The organism is Cellulomonas chengniuliangii, assembly GCF_024508335.1.
In the GTDB taxonomy this organism is placed as follows: Bacteria; Actinomycetota; Actinomycetes; order Actinomycetales; family Cellulomonadaceae; genus Cellulomonas_A; species Cellulomonas_A chengniuliangii.
Map to the genome: position 1 here is coordinate 1,704,189 of NZ_CP101988.1, position 15,687 is coordinate 1,719,875.

Here is a 15,687-nt window from a genome sequence, read left to right on the forward strand (position 1 = left end):
TCGGATGAATACACCCGAACGGACCATCAAGTGGTCATCTCGGCGCCCCGATGAACTCTCTGTAGGACTCAACGCCGGTTGGCCGGCATTTCTCAACGACTCAGACAAGAGGGATCATGAACGCTCACATCCGCTCGACCATGGAGAAGCGCGCACGGGGCGAGAAGGGCTTCACCCTGATCGAGCTCCTCGTCGTCGTCATCATCATCGGCATCCTCTCCGCGATCGCCATCCCGGCGTTCCTCAAGCAGCGTGAGAAGGCCTGGGCCGCCCAGGTCACGTCGGACATGAAGAACGCGACGACCGCCGCCGAGGCGTACGCCACCGAGAAGAGCGGGACGTACACCGGTCTCACGCTCGACAAGCTCAAGGAGAACGGCTACACGGCGACCCCCGAGGTGACCATCGAGCCGACGCCCACCGGCACGGGCGACGTGAGCTACACGCTCAAGGGCACGCACGCGAAGCTGAGCGGTTCCGAGTGGACCTACAACAGCACGGACGGCCTGATCAAGAAGACCCCCTGACCTATCGGTCAGATGTGCGGGGCGTCGCCATGGCGGCGCCCCGCACGTTCGCCAAAGCGGCATTGCCCGGACGAGAGGTGGGACGCGACAGTGCGACTGGTGCGTGAGCGGCTGGCCCGTCCGGACGACGAGGACGGGATGAGCCTGGTCGAGGTGATCGTGGCGATGTTCATCTTCGCGATCATCTCGAGTGGGATCATCTACGCGATGTCCTCGGTGCTGGTGCTGACCCGGGACTCCCGGGCTCGGCAGGTGGCGGCCAACCTCGCCGCCGAGGAGATCGACCTCGTGCGCGACTCCGCCGACCTCTTCGCCCTCCTCGACGCCGACCGGGTCGAGACGCTCAACGGGGACAAGTTCACCGTCCACCGAGCGACGCAGTGGGTCACCGACCCGGCGCAGGAGATCGTCTGCGGGGCCGGTGGCGGCGGCGCGCTGCGGTACAAGCGCGTCAATGTGACCGTCACCTGGGAGAACATGCGGACCGGCACTGACCCGGTGCGCTCGGACACCGTGGTGCAGCCGGACGACAAGATCAACGACCCCGCGAAGGGCACGATCCTCGTCTCGGTGCTTGGCGCAACGGGCACGGGCTCATCCGGGGTGACGGTCACGGCCACGCCGGGCTCGCCGGCGAACGGAGCCACGCCGCTGACCACTGCTCCTGCGAACACCGACGCGCAGGGCTGCACGTACATCCTCAAGGTCAACCCCGGCAACTATGACGTCAAGGTGTCACGGCCTGGATACGTCGACTCCGACCAGAAGACGTCATCCGTCCAAACCATCGGTGTGGCCGCAGGCGAGTCGGCCGCAGTCTCCTTCCAGTACGACAAGCAGGGGACGTTCGACGTCACCTACGCCGCGGGGTACACCCCCGCGCCCGCGGAGACGCTGCGTGTGCCGGCAGTGCCGACCACGAGCTTCGTGAGCACCTACGGGGTCTTCACCGCCACCCCGGCCTCCAGTGCAGGCCGAACGCGGTCGCTACAGCTCCACCCGTTCGCCTCCGGCTATGACGTCTTCGCAGGCACCTGCGCCGCCGCCGACCCTGCCGCCTGGCCCGAAGGCACGGATGACCTCGGTCAGGTGATCACAGCGGAGCGGATTGCTGGTGTGTCCGCTACGCCGGGCGGCAACGTGGCGGTGGAGGTGCCGATGGGCGTGGTCAAGCTGGCGTTGGGGCCGCAGGGGGCGACCCGGTACCTGCGGGCGGTCTCCGCCAACGCGCCAGCGACCGGCGACCCGGGATGTGACTCTCCTGTCGAATACTCGTTCGGCGCTGCCAGCGGCTACGGCATCCCTGCGAACGGGAACCTGACCGTCGCTCTTCCCTACGGTTCGTGGAAGCTCTTCTCCGGGACAGGGGGCACGCCGTCGAACTGGAACACGGTGGTGGGCGCAGGCCAGATCACCCCAGTCGGCATGCCTGCCCGCACCACCGTTGACGCGGCTGGAGTGGTGACTTTCGACCCGCGGGTGGTGGCGCCGTGAACGCGTTGCGGCGTCGGTCGAGCCTCGAGGACGAGAAAGGGCTCTCGCTCGCGGAGATGCTCGTCACCATGATGGTGCTCTCGCTCTTCATGATCATGGTGACCTCCATGTTCAGTTCCGTGACGCGGACCTTCACCCGGGACCGCGCGGCGAGCGACTCGACCAGGATCGCGTCGATCGCCATGAACGAGGTCACACGGGTGCTCCGCTCAGGCACGGAGATCCAGGTCGCGAACGCTGTGAACGACCCCGTGTTCCTCCTCGCCACCGACGAGTCGGTCGTGCTGCGCGCGTACCTGGACACCGATTCCGCGGATCCGCGGCCTATTGTCGCCCGTTTCGAGGTCACAGCGGCGCGCAACCTCGTCGAGAAGCGGTGGAACGCCAACCCGTCGTCCGGCCCCTACTGGAAGTTCGTCTCTTTGCCGACGGCGCCATTCCCGGTCGCCGCGAGCTCGTGGACGAACCCGGCGTACGAGCGCATGATCGCTCAGAAGATCACCCCCGCTGCCAGCGGGGCTCCAGCGTTGTTCCAGTACTACGACGCGGCAGGCGTGCGCATCGTGCCCCCGCCTGCGGGCAAGCTCACCGACGATCAGCTCAAGACGATCGCGGCAGTGAGGGTGACCATGTCGGTCCAAGCAGACCTCACGGATCGTGCTCGGCCGGTCGTCGTCCGGAATACTGTCGGCATCCCAAATCTGGGAATCTCGCGAGTGGGGCCTTGAAATGATCAGTCGCATACGTCGTGCTCGCGCCCAGGAGCCGGAGTCCGGTCTCGCGATGATCATGGTGATCGGCATCTCAGCCATTCTCGCCATCTTCATGGTCGCGGCGATCGCATTCTCGGTCGGGTCGCACAGGTCAGCCCGCAGCACGCAGGATTGGAACAGCGCTTTGGCGGCGGCGTACGCCGGCATCGAGGAGTACCAGAGCCGGCTCGCGAACGACACGACCTATTTCCAGTACGGGAACCCGGCGGCCACCTTCGAGCCCGCTTCCGACGTGACGCTTCCCACCGGAGCCTCCACGAACCCGGCCTTCGGTGTCGGCGCGGGGGGGACATGGGCCGATGTCGCCGGCAGCAACGGCAAGGCGAGCTTCCGGTACGAGGTCGACAACTCGAAGTACTACGCCGACGGGACGCTCCGGCTGCGGTCGACTGGCATGGCGGGCGGGGAGACGCGGACGATCGTCGCGGACCTCAAGCAGCAGGGGTTCATCGACTTCCTCTACTTCACCGACTACGAGATCCAGGACCCGGAGATCAGTGGCGCGAGCGTCAGCACGTGCGTGAAGTACGGGTGGGCGGGGCGCCCGACCTCTGGGTGCTCCGAGATCGCGTTCGGAAGCGGTGACACCATCAAGGGCCCGCTGCACTCCAACGACACGCTTCGCATCTGCCAGGCCACCTTCCAGGGTCCCGTGACCACTTCCTACAACCCTCCGGCGGGCCTGAAGTACCTGAAGCAGGACTCGAACGGATCGGGCTGCAGTGGGCAGTCGCTGCTGACTGGGTACCCGGCGTACAGCCCGGTCATCGCGATGCCGCCGACCAACTCGCAGATCAAGCGCGAGGTGCGCTCGGACCGTCCCGGCGACGTCCCCCGCCCGGGCTGCCTGTACACCGGTCCGACGACCATCAAGTTCAACAGCAACGGGACCATGACGGTCCGGTCGCCATGGACGAAGTTCACGAACGTGAAGAATGACACCCCCGGCCCCAGCGACGGCTCGCTCAACCCGGACTGCGGCACGCCCGGCACCGGGGCCAACCAACTCGGTAGCGCCGGCGGACAGACCCTGACGGTCCCCGAGAACAACGTCATCTTCGTGCAGAACGTGCCGACGAGCACCACCGACCCGAATTATCGGTCTGGCACGCCTTCCGGGCTCAGCGTGTCAAGCGGGGCCAACGGGAGCAACGGCCTGGGATATCCGATGTCGCAGGAGACGACGCCGAAGGGTGCGACATCGACGAGGCCCGCCTATGGCTTCAAGAACGGCGATGTCTTCGTGCAGGGCACGCTCAAGGGCCGGGTGACCGTTGCGGCCGAGAACTACATCTACGTGACGGACGACGTGAAGTACGGCGACTCCAGCCGCGACATTCTGGGCCTGATCGGCAACAACGCAGTGTGGGTGTGGAACCCGGTGAAGAACTCCACCAAGCTCCTGAGCGGCTCGAACCGTCGAATCGACGCGGCGATTCTCTCGGTGGCGCACACCTTCCAGGTGCAGAACTACGACACGGGCGGTGACCGGGGGACCCTCACCGTGAATGGGGCGATCGCGCAGAAGTTCCGTGGCATCGTGCGCAGCGGGAGCCACGGGTACAAGAAGGACTACAACTACGACAACCGGTTCCGCTACACGGCGCCTCCGAAGTTCCTGTCGCCCGTCACCACGACCTACGGCGTCAACGTGTGGGTCGAGGTCAGTCCTGTGATGGACAGCGACGGCACCTATCGATGAGCCTCCAGACCCCGGAGGCCATCGGCCTCCTGGCGCTGCTGGGAGTGCTCGGCCTCGCCATCGGCTCGTTCCTCAACGTGGTCGTCTGGCGAGTCCCACGTGGCGAGTCGGTGGTCAACCCTCCGAGCGCGTGCCCGAGGTGCGGGTCGGCGATCCGGCGCCGTGACAACATCCCGGTGCTCTCGTGGCTGCTGTTGCGCGGGAAGTGCCGGGACTGCGGCGGGGCGGTCGCCGCGCGGTACCTCGTCGTCGAGGTGCTGACTGCCGCTCTCTTCATCCTTGTCGGCGCCCGGTTCTTGGAGCAGCCCTGGGCGCTTCCGGCGTACCTCTACCTCGCCTCGATCGCTGTGGCGCTCGCCCTCATCGACATCGACACCCACCGGCTGCCGAACACCATCGTCCTTCCGTCGTACGCCGTGGCCCCCATCCTGCTGCTGGTGGCCAGCGCGCCCGACGGTGACTGGGGTGCGTTGCTCCGGGCAGGTGTGGCGGGGGCGGCACTGTGGCTCGCCTACGCGGTGATGTGGTTCGCCTACCCGTCGGGGATGGGCTTCGGCGACGTGAAGCTCGCTGGGGTGCTGGGCATGCTGCTCGGTTGGGTCGGCTGGGGGCCGCTCGTGGTGGGGGCATTCTCGGCCTTCCTCGTGGGCGGTGTGTTCGCCCTCGCGCTGCTTGTGCTGCGACGTGCCGGGCGCAAATCGGGAATCCCCTTCGGGCCGTGGATGCTGCTGGGCGCCGGCGTCGGAATTGCGTGGGGTGAGCAACTCTGGGACGCCTATCTGCGCGCCGCCGGCCTCGCCTGAGGCGAATTCGGCAGGTCCGCCCGCCCCGCTGGCTCAAGGTCACGTGAGGCACTCCCGATAGTTCTCTGAGAGCTGCACGAACAAGGAAAGGGACGTGAACGTGGCCACATCGCGAGTCATCGGACTCGATATCGGCACCACGCGGGTGCGGGCGGCCGAGCTCGAGTTCGGCAGCGGGGGGCCATCGCGCACCGCACAACCGACCGTGCTTCGTGTCGGCGAGGTTCCGCTTCCCCCGGGAGCGGTCAAGGACGGCGAAGTCGCGGAACTGTCGACCGTGTCCTCCGCGCTGCGGCAGCTGTGGGCGCAGGCCAAGTTCAGCCACAAAGAGGTCGTGCTCGGCGTCGGCAATCAGCGCGTGATCGTCCGCGACCTCGAGCTGCCGGCGATGCCGCTCAACGAGGCGCGCGCCTCGTTGCCTTACCAGGTGCAGGACCTGCTCCCGGTGGCGGTCGACGACGCGTTGCTGGACTACGTGCCCACCGGAAGCTCGGTCGGTGAGCACGGGGCCCTCATGCAAGGCCTGCTGGTCGCCGCCACGAAGGAGACCGTTCTCGCCAACACGGCGGCCGCCGAGGCGGCAGGCCTGAAGCCGATGATGGTCGACCTGACGGCCTTCGCGCTCAGCCGCGTCATGGCACGAGGCGAGCTGGCCCAGCGGACCATCGCCGTGATCGACATCGGTGCTCGAATGACCACATTGGCGATCGTCGCGCAGGGTGTGCCGCGGATGGTCCGACTGATCCCGTCGGGCGGTCAGAACGTGACTGATGTCGTCGCCTCCACCCTGGGACTCACCACGGCCGACGCTGAGAACGCCAAACGGCAGATCGGCGTCGGATTCACCGTCCCGCCAGAGGCACAGGCTGCGGCGCAGGCGGTCGGCGAGGTCGCGACGTCGCTGATCGAGGCCATTCGGAACACCTTCGTGTACTACGCAGGCTCGCACCCCGGCGCCGCCGTCGAGCACATCGTGCTCACCGGTGGTGGAAGCCAACTGCCAGGGCTCGGCCAGTACCTCTCCAGCGCGAGCCGGATCCCCGCGAGCATGGGCCAGCCTTTGGACACCTTGCGCCTTGGGCGCGGCGCCCCGGTTCCCGCCCACCTCGTGGAGCACCAGCACGAGCTGGCGATCCCGCTCGGCCTCGCTTTTGGAGTTGCCTCATGACCTCGCTCCTTGACCGCTCGTCCCGACGTGGAGGGCCCAGCCCGACGGTCGGAGGACTCCCTCAGGTCAACCTGCTCCCGCCCGAGATCCGCGCTGCCCGTGCGTTGTATCGCGTCAAGCGCTTGCTGGTCATGGGCCTGGCCGGGGTCCTGGTCCTCGTGGCCGTCGGATACGGCGTCGCCTCCCTGCGGGTGCTCGCAGCCGAGGACGAGCTGGCGGAAGCCCAGGACGTGTTCGCCACCCTCACGGAGCGCAAGCAGGAGTACGCCGAGGTCCCCGTCGTCCTCAACAGGTTGCGCGCTCTTGAGAACGCCCGCGAGGTTGGATTCTCCACCGAGATCCTCTGGACCCCGTACTTCGACGCGATCTTCGTCGTGATGCCGCAAGAGGTGTGGATCTCCTCGATCGAGGCCTCTGGAGTGACACCCATGCAGGCCGCCCCTGAAGTTGTCGACCCGCTGCAGGACCCGTCGGTGATGACCCTGAAGTTCACGGGGCGCAGCCTGACGGTCCCCAAGGCCGGTGACTGGCTCGAGAAGTTGAACTCGATCCCCGGCTTCTCCCACGCGTGGGTGTCGGCGGTCGAGACCGCGGAAGACGACGAGGACGGCGTGTACTACGTGATCCAGTCGAGCGTGCAGGTCGACGCATCAGCGTTCGAGCACCGGTTCGTCGAAGGCGAGGAGTGAGATGGAGGCCAAGACCTCGACCTGGGTGGGAGGCGCCACGGTTGTCGCGGTGCTGCTCGGATTCGGCGGCTGGTCGCTGGCGATCTCCCCAGCTCTGACCACGGCGTCTGACACGCAAGCCGAGGCTCTCGACGTGACCGCCCGCAATGAGGCTCTCGAGCGCGAGCTCGTGAGGTTGAAGGAACAGCACAAGAACCTCGACGCCTACCGCGGCGAGGTGGCGGCGATCGAGGCGCAGATCCCGGCCTCCGCCGAGCTCGACGCCTTCCTGCGACAGGTGGGGGCGCACGCTGAGGCCACCGGCGCCTTCGTGGTGAGTGTCGCGGCGGCCGTCCCGATCAACTTCGCCCCTGGCGAGCCAGTAGCGCCTGCGGCGGCTGCGCCGGCCGAGGGTGAGGGAGATGCTGAGTCGGACGGATCGACGGATTCGGCAGCAGAGACGGCGGCTCCAGCCGCCGCCCCGTCCATCGACGGCTTCGTCGCGGTCCCGGTCGACATCACGCTCCTGGGCAACGTCTTCAACGTCACCCGCATGCTCGCCGCGCTGCAGGGCGGCGACCAGCGTCTCTTCATGGTGACCTCCTTCACCGGCAAGGGGACCGATGAGGAGGAAGCCGGTGAGGGGCGGCCCGCGACCGCCAAGGGCGACCTCGAGCTGACGGTCTCCGGCTACCTCTACGTGCTGAAGGGCCCGGTGGTCACTGCGCAGGACGGCGAGGACGCCCCGGCAGCGCCACTGCCCTCGGGCGCGTTGGAGGGCAACCCGATGACGGGGGCCTGAGTAGCGCTGTCAACGCCGCGTGGGGTGTGCCCAACTTGAGGTCGGGCACACCCCACGCGGCGTTCCTGTCGGAAGGCCATCCCGCGGTCCATTCGACGGACCTCGGAACGGGCCGGTTCCCCCTCGTGGAAAGATGCCTGCATGCTCCGTTGGTTGACCTCAGGTGAGTCGCATGGCCAGGCCCTCGTCGGCATCCTCGAAGGCCTTCCGGCCGGTGTCGAGGTGCAGAGCTCGGACATCCAGGCGGCGCTCGCCCGCCGCCGGCTCGGCTATGGCCGCGGCGCCAGGATGAAGTTCGAGCAAGACGAGGTGCGGGTCCTCGCGGGGGTCCGGCTGGGGCTGACGCAGGGCGGCCCGATCACCGTGGAGATCGGCAACACCGAGTGGCCCAAGTGGGTCGACGTGATGTCCTCCGACCCGGTCGCGGATCCCGAGCTGCTGAACCGCGCGCGCAACGCCCCGCTGACGCGGCCGCGGCCCGGCCACGCGGACCTGGTCGGCATGCGCAAGTACGCGTTCGACGACGCCCGTCCGGTTCTCGAACGGGCGTCCGCGCGGGAGACCGCCACGCGCGTCGCCCTCGGCACATTGGCGGCGAAGTTCCTCGAGCAGGCGGCCGGCATCCGGCTCGTCTCGCACGTGGTGGGCATCGGCCCGGTCGCGGCTCCCGACGACGCCGCGCTCCCGACGCCTGACGACGCGGCCGCGCTCGACGCCGATCCGGTGCGCTGCTTCGACCCGGCCACGTCCGCGGCGATGGTCGCCGAGATCGACGAGTGCCACAAGGACGGCGACACCCTGGGCGGCGTGGTCGAGGTGCTGGCCTACTCTGTGCCCTCGGGGCTCGGCTCGTACGTGCACGGGGACCGGCGCCTGGACGCACGCCTCGCAGGGGCCCTGATGGGCATCCAGGCGATCAAGGGCGTCGAGGTGGGGGACGGCTTCCGCACCGCCACCCGTCGCGGCTCCCAGGCGCACGACGAGATGGAGCGGGACAGCTCCGGGAAGATCATCCGCCGGTCGAACCGCGCGGGCGGCATCGAGGGCGGCATGACGAACGGCGAGATCCTGCGCGTCCGCGCGGCGATGAAGCCGATCTCCACGGTTCCGCGCGCGCTCGACACGGTGGACACGGCCTCGGGCGACCCTGCCAAGGCCCAGCACCAGCGCTCGGACGTGTGCGCGGTGCCCCCGGCTGCGGTGGTCGCCGAGGCGATGGTCGCCCTGGTGCTGGCGGACGCGCTGCTGGAGAAGACCGGCGGTGACTCGCTCGACGAGGTCCGCCGGAACCTCGAGGGATACCTCGCGGCGATCCCCGAGCTGCAGCGCTGATGCCCCGTCCGTTGGTCGTGCTCGTCGGTCCACCAGGCTCGGGCAAGTCGACCGTGGCGACCGCGCTGGCGGCGCTTCGCGGAGTCACGGCACGCGAGACCGACGCGGATGTCGAGGCGGCAGCGGGCAGGCGGATCGGCGAGATCTTCGTCGAGGAGGGCGAGGAGCGCTTCCGGGAGCTCGAGAAGTCTGCCGCTGAGGCGGCGCTCGACGAGCACGACGGGGTAGTGGCCCTGGGGGGCGGCGCGGTGCTCGACCCGGGCATCGAAGAGCAGTTGGCTGCGTACTCCGCCGCGGGTGGCCTCGTCGTGTTCCTCGACGTCAGCCTCGCCCATGCCGCCCCGCGTGTCGGCTTCAACATCTCGCGACCGTTGCTCCTGGGGAATCCCCGCGCGCAGTGGCAGTCGCTCATGGAGGCGCGGCGGCCCGTGTACGAGCGCGTGTCCGGCCTTCGGGTCTCGACAGACGGGCGATCGGCGGCGGAGGTCGCCGACCTGATCCACGACGCAGTCACGCGCCATACCGCAGGCGGCAGCGCAGTAGACGAGGGGAGCGGCACATGAGCGAGCAGGGCACCCGGGTGGTCCGCGTCGACGGGGAGCAGCCGTACGACGTCGTGATCGGCCGGCATCTCCTCGGCGAGCTGCCCCGGCTCCTCGGCGGGGGCGTCAAGCGGGTCCTGGTGATCCACCCGACCGCGCTCGCCACCTCCGCGGAGGCGATGCGCCAGGACCTGCTGGACAGCGGCTTCGAGGCGATCCTGGCGGAGGTTCCGGACGCCGAGGCCGCGAAGACGGCCCAGGTCGCCGCGTTCTGCTGGCAGGTGCTCGGCCAGGCCGACTTCACGCGCTCCGACGCGATCGTCTCGTTGGGCGGTGGCGCCACGACCGACCTGGCGGGCTTCGTGGCGTCGACCTGGTTGCGGGGCGTCAAGGTGGTCCATGTCGCCACGACCCTGCTCGGGATGGTCGACGCGGCGGTCGGGGGCAAGACGGGCATCAACACGGCCGAGGGCAAGAACCTCGTGGGCACGTTCTTCCCGCCCGCAGGGGTGCTGTGCGACCTCGCGGCGCTCGAGACCATGCCGCGCTACGACTACATCGCCGGCCTCGCCGAGGTCATCAAGGCCGGGTTCATCGCCGATCCGCGGATCCTGGAGCTGGTCGAGGACGACCCCGAGCTGGTCAGCGACCCGGTGCGCGCCGCGCAGTCGCCCGTGCTGCTCGAGCTCGTGGAGCGCGCCATCGCGGTGAAGGCACGAGTGGTCGGCGCCGACCTGCGCGAGCACGGCGACCGTGAGTTCCTCAACTACGGCCACACGTTCGGCCACGCGATCGAGCAGGTCGAGCGGTACTCGTGGCGGCACGGGGCGGCAGTCTCGGTGGGCATGGTGTTCGCGGCAGAGATCGCGCGCTTGGCTGGTCGTCTCGACGACGCCGACGTCGACCGTCATCGCGCGATCCTCACCTCGGTGGGGCTTCCGGTCTCGTACCGCGGCGACCGCTGGGAGCAGCTGCTGACGGCCATGCGCCGCGACAAGAAGACCCGTGGCGACGTGCTGCGCTTCGTGGTGCTCGATGGGATCGGCCGTCCGAGCCGGTTGGAGGGCCCAGACCCCCTGCTGCTGGCCGCCGCCTACGCCGAGGTCGGCGAGGGCGCCGCGCCGCCGAGCACCGCCATCTCGTTGTGACGGCCCGCCGTCACCACCGTCGACGTGGCTGAGAATCAACAAGTTCTAGACCTTGTAATGGTCTTCACAAGCATCTAGCCTTGTGTGATGTTCGTCGTGACGATCGACCAGCAGGGCAGTCGCCGGGTGGGTGACCGCGTCGACGAGCTCCTCGCCACGCTCCGGGCGCGGGGCGACCTGTATCGAGGCTCGGCGGGCGTCGCCGCGCCGTTCGAGCGGACGGTCGGCGACGAGGTCCAGTGCGTCCTCGTCGACCCCGCACTCGCCGTGGATGTCACCCTCGCCGTCCTGCGTCTGAAGGGGTGGAGCGTCGGCATCGGCGCGGGCCCGGTGGACGAGCCGCTGCCCGCGTCGTCCCGAGCCGGTTCTGGGCCTGCGTTCATCCTCGCGCGCGACGCCGTCGAGCAGGCCAAGAGCCGGCTGAGGGTGGTGCCGCTGGTCGTGCACGGGCACCACGAGGCGCGGGCCCGCGAGGCAGAGGCCGTGCTCGTGCTGCTCGGGGCCACCCTGCAACGTCGCACGCCGGCCGGATGGGAGGTCGTGGACGCCGTCGAGCGCTCCGGCGAGACCCGGCAGGACGAGATCGCCCGCCGGATCGGCGTCTCGCAGCAGGCCGTCAGCCAGCGCCTGCGCACGGCGCTCTGGGCCGAGGAGCAGGCCGCTCGGCCCGTCGCCGCGCGGTTGCTCGCCGCGGCGGCTGTCGACGGCTAGGCGCCGCGCCCGCGGCTCCGCCACACTCGTCCCGCCTGCCCGCACCGAAGGAGACCCTGTGCACCCCGTGCTCGTGCTGCTGACCGTCGTCCTCATGCTGGCGGTGAGCGCAGCGGGCGGATGGGTGCTGACCGGCGCGGTGCTGCACCTGGCCGGGCGGTCCTCCGACGCGGGATCACCGGGCGCCGACACGCCGGAGCCGCACGCGGTCGCCGAGGGGGCGGGCCCGCGCTCCACCGCGCTGTCGGACGGTCCCGATGGGGACCGGGCCCGGGCCGTGCTGCGCGGCGGCACGTGGATCGGGATCCTCGAGCGCGTGGCTGTGACGGGGTGCCTGCTGGTGGGGGAGTCGAGCGGCATCGCGATCGTCGTGGCGGTGAAGGGCCTGGGCAGGTATCCCGAGCTGCGGGAGAACCCCGGCGCCTCGGAGCGGTTCGTCATCGGGACGCTGACGTCCATGATCTGGGCCGCGCTCATCGGCATCGCGGGACGCTCTCTGCTGCTGGGCTGAGGGAGCGGGCGCCGCGGGCTGTACGATGGTCGGCGGTCTGGTCGCCCCCTCCTGCAAGGCAGGTGAGCGCGGCGACGACTCGCACATTCTCAACTCGACAGGAAGCAGCTCTCGTGGCCACCACCAACGACCTCAAGAACGGCACCGTGCTGAAGATCGACGGGCAGCTCTGGACTGTCGTCGAGTTCCAGCACGTGAAGCCCGGCAAGGGTGGGGCGTTCGTCCGCACCAAGCTGAAGAACGTGCTCTCGGGCAAGGTCGTCGACAAGACGTTCAACGCCGGCCTGAAGGTCGAGACGGCGAACGTCGACAAGCGCGACATGCAGTACCTGTACAAGGACGGCTCGGACTTCGTCTTCATGGACACCGACACGTTCGACCAGATGCCCGTGTCGGAGGCAGTCGTCGGCGACGCCGCGAACTTCCTGCTCGAGAACCAGAACGCCATGGTCGCCACGAACGAGGGCGTCCCGCTGTACGTCGAGCTGCCCCCGTCCGTGGTCCTGGAGATCACCTACACCGAGCCCGGCCTGCAGGGCGACCGCTCCACCGGCGGCACGAAGCCCGCGACGGTGCAGACCGGCTACGAGATCCAGGTCCCGCTGTTCCTCGAGGCCGGCACCAGGGTCAAGGTGGACACCCGCGACGGGAGCTACCTCGGCCGCGTGAACGACTGACATGGGCGCCCGCACCAAAGCCCGCAAGCGGGCGATCGACGTCCTCTTCGAGGCCGAGCAGCGCCGTATCGACCCGGTGACGCTCCTCGCGCAGCGGATCGCGGAGCCGGGCACTGAGGCAGCCCTCCCGCAGTACTCGGTGGACCTGGTCGAGGGAGTCGCCGCCCACCGGGCGCGCATCGACGAGCTGATCTCGACGCACGCGCACGGCTGGACGATCGACCGGATGCCCGCCGTGGACCGCGCGCTGGTCCGGCTGGGCATCTGGGAGGTGCTCTACAACGACGACGTCCCTGACGCCGTCGCCGTGGACGAGGCGGTCGAGCTGGCCCGGTCCCTGTCGACCGACGACTCGCCGACGTTCATCAACGGGCTGCTGGGCCGCATCGTCGACCTGAAGCCGACCCTGCTGGCCTGACGCGCGACGCGCGAGCCTGACGAGGAGAGCCCCGGAGCCGATCGGCTCCGGGGCTCTCCTCGCGTTTTGGGGGTCGCCAGCCTCAATGGGCGCCGAGGGCCCCGTGGCGGCGCGGCCGCGGACCTCGCACGGGCAGCCCCGGCGCGGCGCGGCCGAGGAGGTTGCCCTGCACCCGGGAGACGCCCAGCTCGACGAGGGCAGTGAGCTGGGAGGCCTGCTCCACGCCCTCGGCGATCACCTCGAGCTCGTGCGCCTCGGCGAGGCCGACGATCGCCCGCAGCACCGCGAGGCCCCGCTGGGTGCCGATCTCACGGACGAACGACTGGTCGATCTTGAGGATGTCCACGGGCAGGGTCGCCAGGCGTGACAGCGAGCTGTAGCCGGTGCCGAAGTCGTCGAGGGCGATCCGGACGCCGCGCTCCCGCAGCGCCTCCAGCTTGAGGGTCGCGGCGGCGTCGTCGGCCAGCAGGGCGCTCTCGGTGACCTCGATCGTCAGGCGCACCCAGTCGCTGTCGCCCCACGCCCGGCCGACCTGTGCGAGGAAGTCAGGCTCGGAGATCTGCCGGGCCGCGACGTTGACGGCGATGGGCAGCTGGAAGCGGTCGTACCCCGACCGGGCGCTCGCCATGAGCGCCTCCCCGATGGGGATGATGAGCCCCGACTCCTCGGCGAGTGGGAGCCACTCGGCGGGCTGCAGCATCGTGCCCCGGTGCGACCACCGGGCGAGTGCCTCGAGCTCCACCACCTCGAGCGTGCGCGCGTCGACGATGGGCTGGAAGTGGGTGGCGAACTCCTTGTCGGCGATGCCGGCGTCGAGCGCGCGGCGCAGCCGGGTCTCCGACTGGACGCGGCGGCGGAGCGGGCGGTCGAACAGGAGCACACCCACGCGGGTCCGCTTCGCCTCGAGCATGGCGGTGTCGGCGTGCCGCAGCAGCGCCTCGGCGTCACGGGGCTCGCCGGGCTCCCACGCGGCGATGCCGACGGTCAGCCTCGGGGCGTTGGTGGTCGCGCCTGGCCCGGTGAACCCGTTGCGCAGGCGGAGACCGAGCTCGCGCAGCGCGTCGTCCGACGGCGCCCGAGAGATGACCGCCACGAACTCGTCCCCGCCGAGCCGGGCCACGTTGGAGCCCGCGGGCACCTGCGAGCGCAGGTGGTCGGCCACCTGGACGAGGAGCGCGTCGCCCCAGGCGTGTCCGTGGTGGTCGTTCGCCTGCTTGAAGTGGTCGAGGTCGCAGTACACGACCGCGACGCGGGTGCGCTCGACCTCGGCCTGGTCCAGGGCGCCCGCGAGGTGCTCGTCCAGCGCGTGCCGGTTCGGCAGGGCCGTGAGCGAGTCGGTGAACGCGGCGCGCGCGAGCTGGTGGGCCAGCTCGGTGCGCTCGGCGTGGGCCGAGACGATCTGGGCGAGGTCCATCAGGAACGCGCGCTCACGGGCGTCGAGGGAGCGTCCCTCGTCGGGGAAGAGCTCGGTGACGAACCGGCCGCGCGGGAGGTTGCGCAACGAGCCCTCGATGGTGGGGTCGCCGAGGACCTGGCGCGCCTCCTCGCGGGCCCGCAGCAGGAGCGCCTCGGGGTCTTTGAGGAACCAGGCGGCGTTGGAGATGCGGGCCACCGCGTCGCGCATGCTGTTCTGCCGGTCGGCCTCCCATTGCGCTCGTCGCAGCCGGTGCAGCGCGAGCGCCTCGAGGCCGATGCAGAGCGGGATCGCCCAGGTGCTGGTGAGCGTCTCGCGCAGCGACGGGTCGGTCACGAGGAAGGAGAGCACCAGCACCGCGGTGGACAAGGACGAGACGGCCAGCAGGGCGGCGCCAACCGGGGTGAGTCGCGCCTTGCCGACGGCCACGACGACATAGACGCCGACCAGGGTCACGGGGACGAGGAATGTCACCGTGTCGAGCGGCCCGGGGACGGGGGAGGCGCCGTCGTGGGTCACCACGAGATCCGTCGACACCCACAGGCCGGCCCGGAGGGCGTAGAGCACACATGCCGCGATGACGTAGTGGCGGACGGGAGGCCCCGACGCGTACGCGCGGGTGGCCGGCAGGGCCAGGACCACGGCCGCGGCGAGCAGCTGGGCGCGCACGAAGGGCAGGACCTCGCCGGCTGGCAGCACCGCGAGCAGGCCGTTGGCGAGGAACAGCAGGGCCAGGGCCGCCGACCAGACCAGCGTCCACGCGGCGCCGGCGCGGCGGAGCTGTCCGCGCCACCACACCCAGTGCAGCACGCAGAAGCCGCCCACCAGCCCGGCGGCGGAGAACTGGACGAGCGCCGCCCACGTCGGCGCTGAGATCCCCATAGAGGCTCCATCGGCCAGAGACCCCGTGGCGTTGAGCCCGCAACCGGGTGATGAGGTGCACAACCACGCCACCGCCGTGCCCCGAGCACGGACGCGACCGTCGTCCTCGGTGGAG

The 15,687-nt window shown here is 69.8% G+C and carries 16 protein-coding genes; 15 read left to right on the plus strand and 1 reads right to left on the minus strand.

Going from position 1 to position 15,687, the window contains the following annotated elements:
• Positions 1-116: 116 nt before the first annotated feature.
• The 15 genes from NP064_RS16715 to nusB all read left to right on the plus strand — a co-directional run bounded on the left by NP064_RS16715 (position 117) and on the right by nusB (position 13,276).
• A complete protein-coding gene (locus NP064_RS16715; protein WP_348519200.1) occupies positions 117-527 on the plus strand; it encodes a type IV pilin protein in 411 nt (136 codons plus the stop codon).
• Positions 528-626: 99 nt separating this feature from the next.
• Positions 627-2,021 (plus strand): prepilin-type N-terminal cleavage/methylation domain-containing protein, encoded by a 1,395-nt coding sequence (locus tag NP064_RS07905; RefSeq protein ID WP_227569072.1) that lies wholly within the window; start codon positions 627-629, stop codon positions 2,019-2,021.
• On the plus strand, positions 2,018-2,749 hold the full coding sequence (locus NP064_RS07910; protein WP_227569073.1) for a PilW family protein: 732 nt from the start codon (positions 2,018-2,020) through the stop codon (positions 2,747-2,749). The genes NP064_RS07905 and NP064_RS07910 overlap by 4 nt, the downstream gene beginning before the upstream one ends.
• A gap of 1 nt (position 2,750) precedes the next feature.
• The gene (locus NP064_RS07915; protein ID WP_227569074.1) at positions 2,751-4,496 is read left to right on the plus strand and encodes a hypothetical protein; all 1,746 of its coding nucleotides are present in this window, start codon (positions 2,751-2,753) and stop codon (positions 4,494-4,496) included.
• Positions 4,493-5,299, plus strand: a complete 807-nt coding sequence (locus tag NP064_RS07920; RefSeq protein WP_227569075.1) for a prepilin peptidase — start codon at positions 4,493-4,495, stop codon at positions 5,297-5,299. The genes NP064_RS07915 and NP064_RS07920 overlap by 4 nt, the downstream gene beginning before the upstream one ends.
• Positions 5,300-5,399: 100 nt before the next feature.
• Complete coding sequence (pilM, locus tag NP064_RS07925; RefSeq protein WP_256813840.1) at positions 5,400-6,467, plus strand: type IV pilus assembly protein PilM; 1,068 nt, start codon at positions 5,400-5,402, stop codon at positions 6,465-6,467.
• Positions 6,464-7,156 carry a PilN domain-containing protein gene (locus NP064_RS07930; protein ID WP_227569077.1) on the plus strand — a complete coding sequence of 231 codons (693 nt, stop codon included), beginning with the start codon at positions 6,464-6,466 and terminating at the stop codon, positions 7,154-7,156. The genes pilM and NP064_RS07930 overlap by 4 nt, the downstream gene beginning before the upstream one ends.
• Position 7,157: 1 nt before the next feature.
• The gene (locus NP064_RS07935) at positions 7,158-7,937 is read left to right on the plus strand and encodes a hypothetical protein (RefSeq protein WP_227569078.1); all 780 of its coding nucleotides are present in this window, start codon (positions 7,158-7,160) and stop codon (positions 7,935-7,937) included.
• Positions 7,938-8,078: 141 nt separating this feature from the next.
• A complete protein-coding gene (gene aroC / locus NP064_RS07940) occupies positions 8,079-9,269 on the plus strand; it encodes a chorismate synthase (protein WP_227569079.1) in 1,191 nt (396 codons plus the stop codon).
• On the plus strand, positions 9,269-9,832 hold the full coding sequence (locus tag NP064_RS07945) for a shikimate kinase (protein WP_227569081.1): 564 nt from the start codon (positions 9,269-9,271) through the stop codon (positions 9,830-9,832). The genes aroC and NP064_RS07945 overlap by 1 nt, the downstream gene beginning before the upstream one ends.
• A complete protein-coding gene (aroB, locus tag NP064_RS07950) occupies positions 9,829-10,959 on the plus strand; it encodes a 3-dehydroquinate synthase (RefSeq protein ID WP_227569083.1) in 1,131 nt (376 codons plus the stop codon). Before NP064_RS07945 ends, aroB begins: the two co-directional genes overlap by 4 nt.
• Before the next feature lie 87 nt (positions 10,960-11,046).
• Positions 11,047-11,670, plus strand: a complete 624-nt coding sequence (locus NP064_RS07955) for a MarR family transcriptional regulator (RefSeq protein ID WP_227569085.1) — start codon at positions 11,047-11,049, stop codon at positions 11,668-11,670.
• 58 nt (positions 11,671-11,728) lie between these two features.
• Positions 11,729-12,181: a hypothetical protein gene (locus tag NP064_RS07960; protein WP_227569087.1), complete on the plus strand. Its 453-nt coding sequence runs from the start codon at positions 11,729-11,731 to the stop codon at positions 12,179-12,181.
• 113 nt (positions 12,182-12,294) lie between these two features.
• Positions 12,295-12,858 carry an elongation factor P gene (gene efp / locus NP064_RS07965; protein ID WP_227569089.1) on the plus strand — a complete coding sequence of 188 codons (564 nt, stop codon included), beginning with the start codon at positions 12,295-12,297 and terminating at the stop codon, positions 12,856-12,858.
• Position 12,859: 1 nt separating this feature from the next.
• The gene (gene nusB / locus NP064_RS07970) at positions 12,860-13,276 is read left to right on the plus strand and encodes a transcription antitermination factor NusB (protein WP_227569091.1); all 417 of its coding nucleotides are present in this window, start codon (positions 12,860-12,862) and stop codon (positions 13,274-13,276) included.
• A gap of 82 nt (positions 13,277-13,358) precedes the next feature.
• Here nusB and NP064_RS07975 read toward each other — a convergent pair whose 3' ends face one another.
• The gene (locus tag NP064_RS07975) at positions 13,359-15,572 is read right to left on the minus strand and encodes a putative bifunctional diguanylate cyclase/phosphodiesterase (RefSeq protein ID WP_227569093.1); all 2,214 of its coding nucleotides are present in this window, start codon (positions 15,570-15,572) and stop codon (positions 13,359-13,361) included.
• Positions 15,573-15,687: the final 115 nt, after the last annotated feature.